The sequence below is a fragment of the Undibacterium umbellatum genome, assembly GCF_014284125.1.
In the GTDB taxonomy this organism is placed as follows: domain Bacteria; phylum Pseudomonadota; class Gammaproteobacteria; order Burkholderiales; family Burkholderiaceae_D; genus Undibacterium; species Undibacterium umbellatum.
Map to the genome: position 1 here is coordinate 111,255 of NZ_JACOFX010000010.1, position 15,361 is coordinate 126,615.

At 50.7% G+C, this 15,361-nt stretch carries 18 protein-coding genes; 10 read left to right on the forward strand and 8 right to left on the reverse strand.

Annotated features, from left to right (window positions below):
- Positions 1–1,068, reverse strand: coding sequence for an STM4015 family protein (locus H8L47_RS18100; RefSeq protein WP_186955004.1), 1,068 nt, complete (start codon positions 1,066–1,068; stop codon positions 1–3).
- A gap of 465 nt (positions 1,069–1,533) precedes the next feature.
- Between H8L47_RS18100 and H8L47_RS18105 the strand changes: the two genes are divergently transcribed.
- Complete coding sequence (locus H8L47_RS18105) at positions 1,534–1,746, forward strand: cold-shock protein (protein ID WP_162043691.1); 213 nt, start codon at positions 1,534–1,536, stop codon at positions 1,744–1,746.
- Between the two features lie 641 nt (positions 1,747–2,387).
- Here H8L47_RS18105 and H8L47_RS18110 read toward each other — a convergent pair.
- A complete protein-coding gene (locus H8L47_RS18110) occupies positions 2,388–3,320 on the reverse strand; it encodes a LysR family transcriptional regulator (protein WP_186955005.1) in 933 nt (310 codons plus the stop codon).
- Positions 3,321–3,421: 101 nt separating this feature from the next.
- On the opposite strand from H8L47_RS18110, the gene H8L47_RS18115 reads away from it, so the two are divergent.
- On the forward strand, positions 3,422–3,601 hold the full coding sequence (locus tag H8L47_RS18115) for a hypothetical protein (protein ID WP_186955006.1): 180 nt from the start codon (positions 3,422–3,424) through the stop codon (positions 3,599–3,601).
- A gap of 31 nt (positions 3,602–3,632) precedes the next feature.
- On the opposite strand, the gene H8L47_RS18120 is transcribed toward H8L47_RS18115, so the two are convergent.
- Positions 3,633–4,187: a GNAT family N-acetyltransferase gene (locus H8L47_RS18120; protein WP_230413810.1), complete on the reverse strand. Its 555-nt coding sequence runs from the start codon at positions 4,185–4,187 to the stop codon at positions 3,633–3,635.
- 100 nt (positions 4,188–4,287) lie between these two features.
- On the opposite strand from H8L47_RS18120, the gene H8L47_RS18125 reads away from it, so the two are divergent.
- The 3 genes from H8L47_RS18125 to H8L47_RS18135 are packed head-to-tail and all read left to right on the forward strand — an operon-like array spanning position 4,288 to position 6,317.
- On the forward strand, positions 4,288–4,899 hold the full coding sequence (locus H8L47_RS18125) for a GyrI-like domain-containing protein (protein WP_186955007.1): 612 nt from the start codon (positions 4,288–4,290) through the stop codon (positions 4,897–4,899).
- A gap of 33 nt (positions 4,900–4,932) precedes the next feature.
- Positions 4,933–5,415, forward strand: coding sequence for a GyrI-like domain-containing protein (locus H8L47_RS18130; RefSeq protein ID WP_186955008.1), 483 nt, complete (start codon positions 4,933–4,935; stop codon positions 5,413–5,415).
- A 29-nt stretch (positions 5,416–5,444) separates the two neighbouring features.
- A complete protein-coding gene (locus H8L47_RS18135; RefSeq protein WP_186955009.1) occupies positions 5,445–6,317 on the forward strand; it encodes an AraC family transcriptional regulator in 873 nt (290 codons plus the stop codon).
- Positions 6,318–6,425: 108 nt separating this feature from the next.
- On the opposite strand, the gene H8L47_RS18140 is transcribed toward H8L47_RS18135, so the two are convergent.
- Positions 6,426–7,184: a head GIN domain-containing protein gene (locus tag H8L47_RS18140; RefSeq protein ID WP_186955010.1), complete on the reverse strand. Its 759-nt coding sequence runs from the start codon at positions 7,182–7,184 to the stop codon at positions 6,426–6,428.
- Positions 7,185–7,335: 151 nt separating this feature from the next.
- Entirely contained in the window at positions 7,336–7,542 is a 207-nt protein-coding gene (locus H8L47_RS18145) for a DUF4124 domain-containing protein (protein WP_186955011.1), read from the reverse strand.
- Positions 7,543–7,837: 295 nt separating this feature from the next.
- Here H8L47_RS18145 and H8L47_RS18150 point away from each other — a divergent pair, with 295 nt between their 5' ends.
- Together H8L47_RS18150 and H8L47_RS18155 are read left to right on the forward strand one after the other, a co-directional pair.
- Positions 7,838–8,632, forward strand: coding sequence for a class I SAM-dependent methyltransferase (locus H8L47_RS18150; protein ID WP_186955012.1), 795 nt, complete (start codon positions 7,838–7,840; stop codon positions 8,630–8,632).
- Positions 8,633–8,704: 72 nt separating this feature from the next.
- Positions 8,705–9,268: a YceI family protein gene (locus tag H8L47_RS18155; protein ID WP_186955013.1), complete on the forward strand. Its 564-nt coding sequence runs from the start codon at positions 8,705–8,707 to the stop codon at positions 9,266–9,268.
- Here H8L47_RS18155 and H8L47_RS18160 read toward each other — a convergent pair.
- On the reverse strand, positions 9,265–10,116 hold the full coding sequence (locus tag H8L47_RS18160; protein ID WP_186955014.1) for a DMT family transporter: 852 nt from the start codon (positions 10,114–10,116) through the stop codon (positions 9,265–9,267). The two genes, H8L47_RS18155 and H8L47_RS18160, sit on opposite strands and share 4 nt — an antisense overlap.
- A 184-nt stretch (positions 10,117–10,300) precedes the next feature.
- Here H8L47_RS18160 and H8L47_RS18165 point away from each other — a divergent pair, with 184 nt between their 5' ends.
- Positions 10,301–10,765, forward strand: a complete 465-nt coding sequence (locus H8L47_RS18165; protein WP_186955015.1) for a GNAT family N-acetyltransferase — start codon at positions 10,301–10,303, stop codon at positions 10,763–10,765.
- 49 nt (positions 10,766–10,814) lie between these two features.
- Here the strand turns inward: H8L47_RS18165 and H8L47_RS18170 are convergent, their stop codons facing one another.
- Positions 10,815–12,530, reverse strand: a complete 1,716-nt coding sequence (locus tag H8L47_RS18170) for an alkaline phosphatase D family protein (protein ID WP_186955016.1) — start codon at positions 12,528–12,530, stop codon at positions 10,815–10,817.
- A 191-nt stretch (positions 12,531–12,721) separates the two neighbouring features.
- On the opposite strand from H8L47_RS18170, the gene H8L47_RS18175 reads away from it, so the two are divergent.
- Positions 12,722–13,333 carry a glutathione S-transferase family protein gene (locus H8L47_RS18175; protein ID WP_186955017.1) on the forward strand — a complete coding sequence of 204 codons (612 nt, stop codon included), beginning with the start codon at positions 12,722–12,724 and terminating at the stop codon, positions 13,331–13,333.
- Positions 13,334–13,576: 243 nt separating this feature from the next.
- A complete protein-coding gene (locus tag H8L47_RS18180) occupies positions 13,577–14,920 on the forward strand; it encodes a reverse transcriptase family protein (protein WP_186955018.1) in 1,344 nt (447 codons plus the stop codon).
- Here H8L47_RS18180 and H8L47_RS18185 read toward each other — a convergent pair.
- Complete coding sequence (locus H8L47_RS18185; RefSeq protein ID WP_186955019.1) at positions 14,917–15,288, reverse strand: DUF423 domain-containing protein; 372 nt, start codon at positions 15,286–15,288, stop codon at positions 14,917–14,919. The two genes, H8L47_RS18180 and H8L47_RS18185, sit on opposite strands and share 4 nt — an antisense overlap.
- Positions 15,289–15,361 lie beyond the last annotated feature (73 nt).

Genomic DNA, 15,361 nt, shown 5'->3' on the forward strand with positions numbered 1-15,361 from the left:
TTATTCGGTGACAGCAGGATAACGCCATTCGTCTTCAAGATCTTGCTGGTCAGTGACATCGACGAGGATAGATAATTTTTTGAATTCCTTGATCATGTCATTCGACAGATAATGGTAATGCAAGTCCAGTTTCTTGAGCCCGGCTATCTTGCTGCTTTCCAGCAATGCACGGCCACCGTCGTCACTGAGTGTGCCCATGGACAAATCCAGGGTTTCCAGTTGCTCCAGCACCGATGCCTGTGCAATTTCAGTTGCAATCTCGTTCGCAATTTCACTATCCACCAAGCCCAGATGTTTCAGCTTAGGGAACAGTCCTTTTTGCATGAAAGGACGCAAATCGTCGATCTTGCCATCAAAGCCGTATTCGTCAACACCGATATACAGTTGCAGATATTCAAGATTGGGCAATTGCGCCGTCGCAATTTTTTCTATGACCTCTTTGGGCAGGCCACCACATTCTATGGTCAATGCTTTGAGATGCTCATGTGTTAGGGGATGAGAGGACAGGATCAGGTCTTTGGAACCCTTGATATGCAAGCGTTCCAGTGAAGGAAAGGCTGCAAACAATTTGGTGTAATCTGCCTGTGTGATCCAGGATATCTCGCACTCTTCTGAATCCATGTCACCAACAAACAATTCTTTCAATTGCGGCAGTTTTCCTGGATTGGCTATCATGAGGTCCAGGGATTCTTGCGGGCCGCAATCATAGGCTTCTTCCCAGGCAGCAATCACCAGTGACTCCACTTCTGTAGCCTGGGCACTGTCCAGAAAAGCGGTGACCTTTTCCAGCAAGGTCTTGCCTTCTTCTGCTTCGTCGTAACTAACGCCTATGCGTCGAGCCACTTTTTTTGCGCTGGCATCGGTTTTTTCTACATAACCTTTTTTGGTTTTTTCACTGATCAGCTTTTCCATTTCTTTTTGTGCTTTTTCTGGCGTATCAAAGCTGCTGATTTTTTCCTGGCCTGCGGTGCCTATCTTGCCGTATTTCACATTCAAGGTATTCGCTTCTATTTCAACTTGCCAAAATTTGTAAGACTTGGAATCCTGGTATTCAAAATAATGTTTCATTGCCTGTCACTTTCATAAATGCGGTTAATTTTGGACTGAATGGGACTGAAAACATCTTGTTTTTAACTTGCCTTTAACACTAGATAATCACTTTCACCCACCCCCTTGTCAAGCAAGAAAATCAATTGTTACACTGCACAGTTTTACTATTTGCTTTCCTATGAAGATGAGCAATTTTTTCAGACACAATTATCTGGGAGGACCTGCTTCTATCCGTTGGCGCAGCAAAGTAATTAGTTGCCGCTGTTCATATACCTTCAAAAATATTTTTAAATAAAATTAGGCACTTCCAAAGTAAACGTGTATATTCCGTCCTGTACTTGCATCAAGTCCTTAATTTGTTGGTCCCAATTCCGCATAGCTTTATCTCTCTGGCTGTTCTGTCTTTTTTCCACTGGTTTTATCACTTGCTTACAAGTCCATTTTGGGCGATTTTGCCCATGCTTTTATCAAAAGGAAAAAAACATGAGTACTCAAACAGGTATAGTTAAATGGTTCAACGATGCTAAGGGCTTCGGCTTTATCGCTCCTGATGCAGGTGGTGCAGATTTGTTCGCCCACTTCCAGGACATACAGTCCAGCGGTTTCAAAAGCCTGAGCGAAAACCAGCGTGTGTCTTTCGAGCGCACAGCCGGTCCTAAAGGCGACAAAGCCAGCAACATCCAAGTTCTGTCCTAATATCAGACCAAGGTCTTTATTGACCTTGTCGGGCGAATTGAATTTGCCCGGTCGCACCGCTTTTGACTAGTTTAGTAATACCGGCCAGTGACACCACGCAGATAGCATGGGTTGCTGGGGATTAGTCAATCGCATGGCGACACCCTTCATCTGTCAGTGTTTATGTCTAGTACAAAATGCTGATGCGCAGAATGATACTTACCGGCCCTTGGTACCACGCAGATAGCATGGATTTAGGGAAAATGGTATTGTCATTAGAACTCATATCATTGGTATGAGTCCTCTGGATGCATAGTGCATCTTGTGAACAAGACCGCAGAGTAAGCTCAGCCTACTCCAAAGCGCCTTCATTCTCACCGGCTGGTTTTGCATGTCTATGCAAACCGGGAAATGGTGTAGTGAAGTGTTGAAGGATCTCATTCGTGGTACCTCCTGTCATGGACCGAACTATAGCGGACCAGCAGGAACAGGCAAACACCCCCACATTGCACCGCGCAGATAGCACGGGTGATGGACCAAGCAGTGGCACTATGCAGATAGCATGGGTTGTTGTAAGTTTGCCGGAATGAATGGAATGCCCACCCCTGGTGGGCTTTTTGCGTTTACGGCTCGTTCTTAATTGCAGTGCATCAATCTTTGCACTATTTCAATGCCGCTTCCAGTGCATTACCGGCAATCTGCATAAAGGCGCGGACCCTTGCTGTATTGCGCAGATCCACATGGGTCAGCATCCATAAGGGCGACTGCAGAGCTGGAATTGGTTCAGACAGCGCGCGCAAACCGGGCACATCACTGGCCACAAATTCCGGCAAGATACTAATACCCATGCCGGTCTTGATCAGGGCTGTCGCACTGGGAAAATGATCTGCACGTGCCACCACGACTTGGGATGGCACATGGGTATCAACCCAGCGGTCATAACTCCTGTCCTGACCATCAAAACCTATCCAGGGAAAATCCCGCGTTAATGCCTCCAGCGGCAACAGGCTTTGTGGCTTGATTGTTGCTAAACAAGGTGCCGCATGCCAGCCATACACGCGTATCCTGACTTGTCCTAGTTGGCGCCCAACCAGGGTATCAGGCACGTCAGCCGACATGCGTATTGCCACGTCGGCTTCGCGTCGCGCCAGATCCACTCTGGCACGAGCAGTGCGCACCTCAACTTCAATCTGGCTGTGGTGGGCATGAAATGTTGCCAATGCAGCGGGGAGCAAGTACATGGCGACAACATGGGCGGTGGTGACACGCACGTGTCCAGTGAGACGGGTATCGCCACCGACGATTTCGCGTTCAGCCTGTGCGATCAGGGTTTCACATTGTTCAGCGGCACGCCGCAGGCTTTCGCCAGCTTCTGTGCAGACATAGCCTGTGCGCAAACGCTCAAACAGGCGCACGGCCAGCTTTGCTTCCATGGCTTCTACACGGCGTAATACTGTGGAATGTGTGACTCTCAACACTCTTGCGGCGGCTGATAACGAACTGCCTCTGGCTACTGCGAGGAGATAGCGCAAGTCATCCCAGTCCAGACGTGCGGCATCTGGACCTTCAGGGATGGGTATATTTGAAGCGGGCATACTGTGCATTTATGCGTATGAAAAGCGCAAATTTGTCGATTTCCTGTGCGTAGCTTAACACCTATACTGCCCCGGTGAACAGTATTGCATAGGGAAACAACATGAATAGAAAAACTGGAAATGGCGCCAAGCTTGCCACACAAGACCAGCCTGACAGCATATTCGGCAACTTATGGGCAAGCTGGCGCGCCTGGATCGACAGGCTCAATGCGCGCATAAATGCGCAGCCCATGCCACGCCATCATCGTCTGGGTTCGTGGCAGCACATCAAGCATAAATAAACAGTATGCAAATAAATCAATCGTGCATGCATCAAGCCAGCAGTTTGCGCATGCGGCTGAGCGGGGCAATCACGCCGCCTGGCAAATCGATCTGGAAGCGTTCAAACACCTGGAAACCACAGGCAAGATAAAGCGGCTCACCCGGCATGGTAGCCGCGAGCTCCAGCACGGCAAAACCTGCGGCCTGCGCCTGGGCGCTACAATGTTCCAGTAAAAGACGGCCCAGGCCACGTCGTGCCGCTGACGGTTCTACAAAGAAAGCGCGTATTCGTGCCGCTTCTGTCGCCGGATCTAGCAGTTCATCTACGCCGCGCTTGGCCTGGTCGCCGCCAAACAGGGTCTTGCGTTTGCTCCAGCCACCGCAGGCCATCATCTTGCCATGTTCTTCAATGACAAAATAAGTCTGGTCATGGATGAGCTGGGTGTCGACTCCAAATACATGCGTCAACAGGGCCAGTGCTTGCTCTGGTGTGTAAAAGTTTGCGCTGAGCTGTATTGCGGAACGGGCAATCAGTGCTTGCATGGCGGCGATGTCAGCTTCCGTGGCACAACGTATCGTCAAATTGGTGTCCATTATGGTATTCATCATTTCCCTTTTATAGCGATCTGCTGCAAGTCCGCAAGATTTGTCAAATCCCTTCATGCTAAGGTACCTACTTCTCTGACAAGAAGAACAGCCCATCATCATGGAAAAACTGGATTTGAAGAAACAATTGAAATCTGTCTATCAGGCATCAGCCAAGAGTGTGACTGGGGTAGATGTCCCTGCATTTAATTTTCTCATGATAGACGGCCAGGGTGATCCAAATTCTTCTGATCACTATAGCGCCGCCGTGGAAGCCCTGTTTACGGTGTCCTATACCCTGAAGTTCATGATCAAGAAAAGCAGTGCGGCGATTGACTATGTCGTCATGCCACTGGAAGGTCTGTGGTGGGCAGATGACATGGCCGCCTTCGTGGCGGACCGTAAAGGAGAATGGCGCTGGACCATGATGATCATGCAGCCGGACTTTATCACTGAAAAGATGACGGCCGAAGCCATCGCTGCAGCGGGCAAGAAGAAATCACTGCCAGCATTGCAGCAATTACGTTTTGAAAGTTTTGCAGAAGGTCACTGCGCACAAGTCCTGCACAAAGGCCCATTCACTGAGGAAGGCCCGACCATAGACCGCCTGCATCAGTACATCAACGAGCACGGCAAGCTGACAGGCAAGCATCATGAGATTTATCTCAGTGATATACGTAAGGCAGCGCCGGAAAACTGGAAGACCATCATACGTCAACCCATGAAAAAGTAAGACACCTCAACCATTCAAGAACAGGATAAAACCATGCAAACAAAAATCGTAGAAAAAGATGTAGAAAAAGTTGTAGAAATAAGCAGCTTCCAGATCAGTGGCCTGCAAGTACGCACCCGTAATGCCGATGAAGCTGATAATGCCAAGGGCAAGATAGGCCCTTTGTGGGGCCAATTCTTTGCCAGGAATTTACCGGAGACCTTGCCCGCAAAAACTGGTGATGGAAAAATCTATGGCGTGTATTCAAATTATGAAAGTGATGCAAATGGCTTGTTTGATGTGACTGCTGGTGTCGCTGTCATGGCAGCCTCGGCAGATTTGGCCAACCTCAGCATCGCTGCCGGGCGCTATATGATGTTTAACTGCGAAGGGGAAATGCCTGCCGCCATCATAGAAGGCTGGGGCAAGGTCTGGTCTTATTTTTCCAGTGATACAGCACATGAACGCCTTTATCTGACTGATTTTGAAGAATATCAGGGGTCACAACAAGCAGCCATCTACATAGGTATAAAATAAGCAGCAACAACATTTCCACCAAGGCCAGCATGTCCGCATTGTCCACCAGTCCAGCCCTGCAAGTCAGCTATGAACGTCGTCTCTCACGCGTCACCAATTACCTGCATGCCCATCTTGATGAAGATCTGGACTTGAACAAGCTGGCCGAAATCGCCTGCATGTCGCCCTATCACTGGCACCGTATCTACCGCGCCATCCATGGCGAGAGCGTGGTGGCAACCGTCAAACGCCTGCGTCTGCAAAGAGCGGCAACTCTGCTGGCGCGTAGTGACATGGCGATAGACCAGATCGCAGAATTTTCTGGTTACCCCAACCTGCAATCTTTCACCCGTATCTTTGCTTCGGTATATGGGCAACCACCTGCACGTTACCGCAAGGAAGGCAGCCATCAGCAGTTCCCGCTGCCGGATGAACTCAGTGGCGACCTGCACTTCCCGGTCAGCATCACCAGTATCGCACCGGTACAATTGCTGAGCATAGAGAATACCGGCAGTTACATGAGCATCAGCAAGACCTTCGATATCCTGACTGGCTGCGCAGCGTCACGGCAATTATTCAGAGAAGATACCCGCTGGATAGGGATTTACTATGACGATGCGATGACAGTGGAAGAAGACAAGTTGCGTTCCAAAGCCTGTATCAGTGCGCCACATCCTTTGCCTGAACAGGCCTTGCAAGCACCCCTGACAATGACTGAACTGCGCGGGGGTAAATATGCGGTGCTGACATACAAGGGACCTTATTCAGACATGCAGCCAGTATACCGCTGGTTCTTTGGCGTCTGGCTGCCAGCATCCGGTGAAGAGATAGATGATGCACCGCCGTTTGAAGAATATCTGAACAATCCGCGAGATACTGCACCCGCAGATTTGTTGAGCAATATTTATATGCCTTTGCGATAAGAAAGGGATTTAGGATCTTTAGCGAGCGTGTGTCGACAGGGTTAGAGCAACATAAACACAGCACATCAGCCTCGATCACACACGCCCAATAAGATCTTAAACACGCTCTCAACCAGGCATATTCCCCTTGCGTGTCAGTTTGCCAGAACCACCTATGGATTTACTGATATTGGGGTCGCCATAATAGGCAACATCTCCTGAGCCACCTATGCTGACATCAAGTTTGTCCCGGGCCCAAACCAGGGCTACACCCGAGCCACCTATCTTGATTTTGACATTTTTTGCTTCCAGCTTGCCGACTTTGATATCACCTGAGCCGCCTATGGTACCGTCAAATTCAGTGGCACTGCCTGCTGCCATGAAATTTCCACTACCACCTATCGCAACTTTCAGGTTGCCAGCCTGCAAGGACTTGATTTGTATATCGCCTGAACCGCCTATCCTGGCTTGCAAGTCTTTGGCTAGCAGTTTGTCAGTCCAGATTTTGCCCGAGCCACTGACAGCAATCTTGTCCAGATTTTTGCAATAGACAATAATGTTCAGTACCTTGGTCCTGGGGTAAGTATTTTTCTCTGCGTTGCGGATTTTCAAATGGCCATTTTCGACTACTGTTTCCACCAGGGCTAGCAAATTATCGTCAGTCTCTACTTGCACACCTTCCTTGTCGCCCTGGCGCAATTCCAGTGTGGCAGGCAAGGCCAGGTCTATGCTGGTGTAGTCACTCATGGGGCGGTCTTGTTTCTGGATATTGCCAGAACCTTCAACACTCTTGCCTGAAAACCAGCCTGCAACAGCAGGCAGACTGGCCAGTGCCAGCAAGACAGCCATTGCCCCCGTGGCATAACGACGAGAAATCGATTTGTTCAACTTGGTCTCCTCAATAGTTTATTGTCGTCAGACTATAGTCAATAAGCCAAGTTCCTGCAAAGGAAAACTATTTGTGACAGGCTTCCTGACGGTTACCTATCGAAGAGATGCAAGGCAAGGTAAACCAGGCAACGGCCAAACTACAATGCGCCTATTTGGCTTTACCGTTGGTATTATTGGGCACTCCGGACTTCAATGGCTTGACTTTGACGACCTTGCTATTGCCCTTGCAGGGTCGGTCTGACCAGGTGACGCGGCCATCAACTTCGCAGCGGAAAACAGGGGTTTGGGCAGATGCCGGTAATGGCAGCAATAGTGTCACCGTCAACGGCAGCGCTAATAGGGAAGATTTTTTCATGGTGTATCTGATGGCTCACTCTGATTTTCCTTCATGAAATCATCTGACAGTGTGGCCAGGTTGCTGACCTGATGATAGGCATGACGGAATCGCGACAGTCTGAGCCTATAATCATTTCTGCGCAAGCATCACAAGCGAGTATTTGTTGATTGCCTGGCGGAATGTGTACTGATCCTGCGCCAAGGCAGCACCAACCGCTATAAGCAAATGATGCGCTGCACGATCAAAGCTTGCCATCTGCGTGGAACGTTTACAGATTCACCCTGTCATATGTTTTTTCCTTAGGAGATTTTGCATGAAACAATTTCTGCTCGCTGTGAGCCTGATCACAGGTATAGGTGCCAGTCAGGCTGCTCTGGCTGACGATGCTTTGAAAGCCGCAATCGCAGGGCAACAACGCACCCCAGCCAATACCGTACGTGACAGTGCCCGCCACCCCTATGAAACCCTGAATTTTTTTGGCATCAAACCCAATATGACAGTGGTAGAGCTGGCACCTGGCGGCGGCTGGTATACCGAAATCCTGGCGCCGTATTTGCGTGAAAATGGCAAGATGATCGTCGCCCTGGGTGACCCGGCCGTCAGTAAGGGTGCCGCCAACTTCAAGCAAAAACTGGACGCCACACCAGCCGTCTACGGCAAAGTAGAAATGGGTGTGTTCACACCGCCAGCCAAACTTGAGTACGCAGCCAAAGGCAGTGCCGACATGGTGCTGACGTTCAGAAATGTCCATAACTGGATAGCAAATGGCGAGCCAGCCATGAAAACCCTGTTCCAGAGTGCTTATGACACCTTGAAACCAGGTGGCGTATTTGGCGTGGTTGAACATCGTTTGCCAGCCGGTAAAACCCAGGACGAAAAAGCCAGCACAGGTTATGTGCATGAAAGCTATGTCATCAAACTGGCCGAGAGCGTAGGCTTCAAGCTGGCGGGGAAATCTGAAGTCAATGCCAATCCAAAAGATACTGCCGACCATGAAAATGGCGTGTGGGCCTTGCCACCTACCCTGGCCAACAAGGAAAAAGACAAAGCCAAATACCAGGCCATAGGTGAAAGTGACCGGATGACACTGAAGTTCGTCAAACCTTAAGGCAAGCTCACTGGCAAGACAGGCAGTAACAGCCTATGATGACTGTTACTGCCTTTTTGATTGGGTGCTTTCATGTTCAAGAAATACCTTTTAGTGTTTGTATGTGGCTATTGCCTGCCTGTAGCCGCTGCTGACAAATACCTGATCGACTCTGAGCATACTTTCAGCAATTTTGAATACAAGCACTGGGGCTTGTCCTTGCAGCGCGGCCGCTTTGACAAGAATAGTGGCAGCATAGAACTCGACATGGATAACAAGACTGGCAGCCTGCAAATTGCCATCGAAGCTGACTCCATCAATACTGGCTCTGATACTTTCAACAATATCCTACGCTCAGAAAATTTTTTCAATGCTGCAAAATATCCAAAGATCTCTTTTCTGTCGAACAGGCTGATCTTCAATGAAGACAAGCTGGTGCAGGTGGAAGGTGATTTGACAATCAAGGATGTTACCCGCAAGGTGACCGTAGATATCACGCATTTCGAGTGCCGCTTCATGATCCTCTACTTGAAGCGTGCCTGCGGTGCAAATGGCAATACCAAAATCCTGCGCAGCGATTATGGTGTTGGCCGCTACGTGCCCTTTGTCAGCGACGAAGTGACTTTGTCCTTCAGTGTTGAAGCCATCAAAGATTAGGTGTACCGGATCACGACTGCGCCTGCTACTGCCAGCATGATGGCAGCCAGGCGTCTGGCAGAAATTGTTTCGTGCAGCACCCAGGCAGCAATTGCCGTGGCAAACAGGATGGAAGTTTCACGCAAGGCCGCGATGGCGGCCACAGGTGCCAGCGTCATAGCCCATAGTGCCAGTCCATACGAAGCGACAGAACCTGCACCACCGGCTATGCCGAATAAATATTTGCCCCTGATATAGGCAAGAAAAGTCTGCCTGTTTCTGAGCATGACAAGTGCCAGCAACACCAACGCCGTCAGCAAGAAAATCCACATGGTATAGGCAGCAGGCGCACCCGACTTGCGTACACCTATACCATCTACAACGGTATAACCGGCGATGAAACACGCATTCAGCAAGGCAAAGCCACGGCTCAATAATGCTTGATTTCCAGCCCCTGTTTTGCGTTCACCAGACAGGCTTAAACCAAGTATGCCCAGTACCAGCATAGCCAGCCCCAACCAGCGCAAGACGGGCACAGCCTCGCCTAAGACAGTGCCGCTGACCAGCGCGACCAGCAATGGTGCCGTCCCGCGCATGAGTGGATAAGCCTCGCTCATGTCACCATGCCGGTAAGCTGCTGCCAGCAAATAGAAATATACCACCTGCAAAGCTACCGATGCCAGCATGAATACCCAGCTACTTGCATCCGGCTGGCGTACAAAAGGCAAGAGCACTACACAAACCGCGCCAGCACCGGAAGTCACCAAGACGGTATTAAAGTATTTATTATTGCCAACCTTAATGACCGCATTCCAGGCAGCATGCAAGAATGCTGCGAACAGGACGACGAGTACAACCAGTGTTGACATGGATATGCAGGCTAAAAGAAGTCGATAAAAAGTAAGCGGATATTAACATTTCCTGCATATGAATTGCTGCGGTGCTTTTCACGGCATTCTCCATATTGTCAACGTAACGGGCAATTTCGCATTTCTCATAAATGCCACTGTAAAATCATGAATGCCAAACATCACTTTCTTACCGTTTATAAAAATGTCGCCAAGCTTACGCCCCGTCCTGATGGATGACTATGCTGTGATCGCTCGCTGGATAACCAGTGCGCAAGCTTGCTCACGCTGGGCTGGGCCCACCGTAACTTATCCTTTTAAGCAAAATGACTTGCCCGCACTACTGGCAAAGCCGCAAGCACAGTCGATAGTCCTGGTTGACGCCAACTTGAAGATCGTCGGATACGCCCAGTTCTGGCCACGGGATGAACAACGTGTGCACCTGGGCCGCATCATCGTTTCGCCAGCGGCACGTGGGAAGGGCTATGGCAGACTATTGTGTGAGCAACTGATGCAGTTGGCCATCACTGAAACAGGCTTGCCCGTGCTCAGCCTGCGCGTCTACCGCGACAATCCGGGTGCGCTGCATTTGTATCAGCAACTAGGCTTTGCAGAGATCGAGGCGGATTCCAATGACGAAGTACTGGCAATGGAATACAAAGTGAAATGAATGGCGAAGCCAGATAGCGGCTTCGCCAGAGAGCCTGTCTCAGTTCATCTTAACCAGCGTAAGTGAAGGTATCCACGCTGGTGGTATAGCTGGAACTGGTGACGGTGCTGACATACACATACTCACCCTTGGCCTGAGTAGGCGTGACGGTGATCAGCATATAGCCACGACGATAAGTGTCTATGTAAGTGATGTCATCCACCAAGGCCTTGATGGTGCCTGCCAGTGTTGCAGGAGGCACGACTGATGGCGGGAACACACTTTCAAAACCGGAGGAAGTCACCGACATGCCAGCAAATTCTGCACCTACTTGCGTGCCATCTGGCAGTGTCAGTTTATTGAACCAGGCATTATGGCTATCACCGGACAAGACCAGGAATTTCTTGCCTGCCGTTTTCAATTTCGCAGCGGAGTTGAACACGGCATCGCGCGCATTTGGATAACCTTCCCAGTTGTCGAAGGTATAGGAAATTTTGGGATTCTTCAGCGGATCAAGCAAGTCTTTTTGCGTCTGTGTTTGCGCCGCTGTCGGGGTCGCTTTGGCCGTCAGATAGGCAGTCACGGATTCTGCGCTCAGATTGGTTTGCAGTACAGACACTGGCAATTGAACGCGCCCCATGACAGTCTGGTTACCCAAGATTTGCCAGGTTGCCTTGGACGAACTCATTTGGCTATCCAGCCAGGCTTGCTGGGTAGTGCCCAGCAACTGTTTGTTTTTGTTAAAGGCATAAGGCAGGAACTTGGGATCAGCCACATCACGGCCTTGTGCATCGACCATGCGGTCTGGTGCCTGTTCGCGACCGATGATGCGGGTATCGAGCATGTGCAGGGACAACAAATTGCCGAAATCAAATGAACGGTAAATTTTCAGCAGATTGGCTGCGTCTGGTGAACGTATTGGCATCCACTCATGATAGACCTGGCTGGCCGCTGCCTTGCGTGCAGCCCAGGTACCCTGCGTTGCAGGATTATGGTTTTCTGCATTATCTATCCAGGCATTGTTGGCGAACTCATGATCATCCCAAATGGTGATCATGGGCATACGCGCATGCAGGGCTTTCAAATAAGGGTCTGCCTTGTGCAGGGCATGGCGGGCGCGGTAATCGGCTACTGTAACGATCTCGCTGGCAGGTGCAGATACGCGGCCTGCGACTTGTGAAGCGGCTGGTGGATAGACACCATCCTTGTATTCATAAATATAGTCACCCAGGTGCAGGGCGAACTGGGCACCTGAAGATACCGCACTGTCATAGGCATTGAAGTAGCCAGCAGGATAATCACTGCAAGAGAACACAGCCAGCTTGACCTGGTCTATATTGCCTACTGGCAGCGTGCGGGTTCGGCCAACCGGGGATACGCTATTATTCGGCGCGACAAAGCGGTAGTAGTATTCAGTATTTGCAGCCAGGCCAGTAGCATCGACCTTGGCGGTGAAACCTGAACCAGAACTTGCTGTTACCTTGCCAGAGAACAGTACAGTCGCAAAACTCGCATCGGCCGCCATTTGCCAGGTCAGGTCCACGCTGACATCTGTCGATATCTTGGCGTGGGTCCACAAGATCACGCGGTCAGCCAGAGGGTCGCCACTGGCGACACCGTAATTAAAAGCTGCCATCTCGCCATTTAACACCGTGGAAGAACCGCCACAGGCAGTTAATACACCGCCAGATGCCATCACGGCAGCGACGGAAGACATCTTGATAACGAAGCCACGTCTGGCAATATTTGCTGGCGCTTTTGAATTTTTCTTCTGATCGTTTTGCATCTGGCTACTCCCCTGGAAAATGAGAGATAGTAGGACTGCCTTATGTCAGGGATATGACGCTAACGACGATTCTCTAAAGAAAGTCTAGAGCATGCACTCTAGTGAATAAAAAGGCGCTGGCGCAGAGTTTGCAAAAACTGGGCATAATGAGTTTTTCCAATTTTTCCAGTATCCCACACCGAGAGGCTCCCATGATAGAAGTCCACCACTTAAAAGAATCACGCTCACGTCGTATTACCTGGTTGCTGGAAGAACTGGGGCTGGATTACACCGTCATCTCGTATGACCGCGATCCCAAGACGCGTCTGGCACCGCCTGAGCTGCAAAAGATACACCCTCTGGGTAAAGCCCCTGTCATACGAGATAAAGACCAGACGCTGATAGAGTCCGGTGCCATCATCGATTACCTGATCCGCACTTATGGTAATGGCAGCCTGGCTCCTGCCGTGGGCACGGCTAACTACAACCGCTATGTACAGTTCCTGCACTATGCCGAAGGTTCAGCCATGTTGCCACTACTGCTGAAGCTGTATGTGAGTCGCCTTGGTGAGGCTGGCGCACCGCTGCACCCACGTATCAACGGCGAGGTGGCAAACCATTTCAGTTATCTGAATAGCGAGCTGGAAAGCCGTGATTACTTTGTTGGCGACAGCTTGACGGGCGCAGACATACAATTATCCTTCGCCATACAGTCAGCAGTGCGCGGCGCAGGTCGTGAAGCCTTCCCTAACCTGACACGCTTTGTCGATATGGTAGCGGCTCGTCCTGCCTATCAAAGAGCCGTAGAAAAATATAGTGAGTAATATCAGCGGCCTGCAATTCGATGCCAGGATTGACAGGTACGATTGCATGCTCTATCTTCGCATTGCGGCGGACCCTGCAAGCTGGCGCTCAGACGCAAGTCCATAGTGCCTCTGCGGGGTTACCCCGCGGCATAAATTTACCTGGTATTTCATCGCGTGAGCCTGCCTGCACTTCATGCAGGACAGCTCACACTATACGAGACTGGTTGCAGGCTCTCCGCCGCCCCTTCATTACCTGAAAGCATGGACACACCCAAGCAGGTCGCCTTAGCCATTGCCGATGCCTTACTGGCAGGTGAATTCAGTCATATCGCACTGATGAAAAACATGAGCTGGGTATTGGGGAAAAAATGGCCGTGGATACCGTCACTGTGCCAAAAAATTTACCTGCATGCTGGCCCGCATTTTTATCATTACAGTCGTCATGAAATGGCCGCACTTATAGTGGATGACCGTGGTTTCGACGATGCCTGGCGTGGTAAAGATAAACCGCAAATCAAACAGTATTGCCTGCAGCCAGCCATTGCACCAGAAAAACCAGCATGGCTGCAAGCTTTGGCCTTGCCTGAACTCAGCAACTCTGCTGATCTGGCAAAACACCTCAACCTGAGTATCGGTGATTTGGCCTGGTTTGCCGATCAATGGCGGCAGGATGCGCAAGCATCATCACAACTGGGACACTATCATTACCGCTGGCTGGAAAAAGCTACTGGCGGTTGGCGCTTGCTGGAAGTACCCAAGTCACGCCTGCGCAATATACAAAGAAAAGTTCTGCAACAGATACTGAACCGTGTGCCGCCGCATGCAGCAGCGCAGGCATTCCAACATGGTCGCTCCAGTCTCAGCCATGCTGCACAACATACCGGGCAGCGCGTTGTGGTGAGACTGGATTTGAAAGATTTCTTTACAAGTATTACCGGCTCCCGCCTGCATGCCCTGTTTGCCAAGCTAGGTTATCCGGAAAAAGTTGCAGGCACGCTGGCACGACTATGCAGCAACCGCACGCCCACCGCCATCGTCAAAGACAAGGCCAGCAACTCACAGGCCTCAGTCAGTTCAGGTCATTTACTACGTAGCCCACATCTGCCGCAAGGTGCACCGACCTCCCCTGCCCTCGCCAATCTCTGTGCATACCGACTTGATATTCGTCTGCAGGCTTTGGCAGATAGGATGCAGGTCAGCTATAGCCGTTATGCGGATGACCTGACGTTTTCTGGTAATGCGCAATTTGAGCAAAGCCTGGCGCGCTTCATCCCGCAAGTAGCAGCTATCGCGATAGAAGAAGGTTTTGTATTGAACTATAGAAAAACCCGCATCATGCGGGCCGCGACCAGGCAGCAAGTCACAGGCATTGTCGTGAACAGCCACTGTAATGTCAAACGCAGCGATTACGATACTCTGAAAGCGATATTGACTAACTGCCTGCGCAGCAACCCGGCATCACAAAACCGCGAAGGACATGCCAACTTTCGCATCCACCTGGCAGGCAAGCTGGCCTATATGCGCATGATCAATCCTGCACGCACGGCAAAGCTGCAAGCCTTGTTCGACCAAATCAACTGGTCAGACACACCAGTGGTGGCTTAACGACGAATTGCCGCCCAGGCCAGCATCGCCCAGCCCGCCAGGAAGGCCACACCACCTATCGGCGTAATCGCACCCAGCACACGTATGCCAGTCAAGGCCAGTGCATACAGGCTGCCACTGAAAATGATGACCCCTGCCAGCATGGCCCAGGCTGCCTTGCGTAACAGGGCATTATCCTGCTGTTGCAACATGATGCCCAGCGCCAGCATACCCAGGCCATGCACCATCTGGTAAGTCACAGCCGTTTGCCAAATAGCCAGCATGTCGGCACTCAGCATTTGCTTCAAGCCATGTGCACCAAAGGCACCGGCAGCCACGCCTATGAACATGAGGATGGCGGCGGTAGCGACGAAGAAACGAGCTTGCATGATGGGTTCCGGGCTAATAGAGAAACGCTATTTTAAAGCCTTGCGGCTTTGCTGACTGAGCAAATAGTCAGGC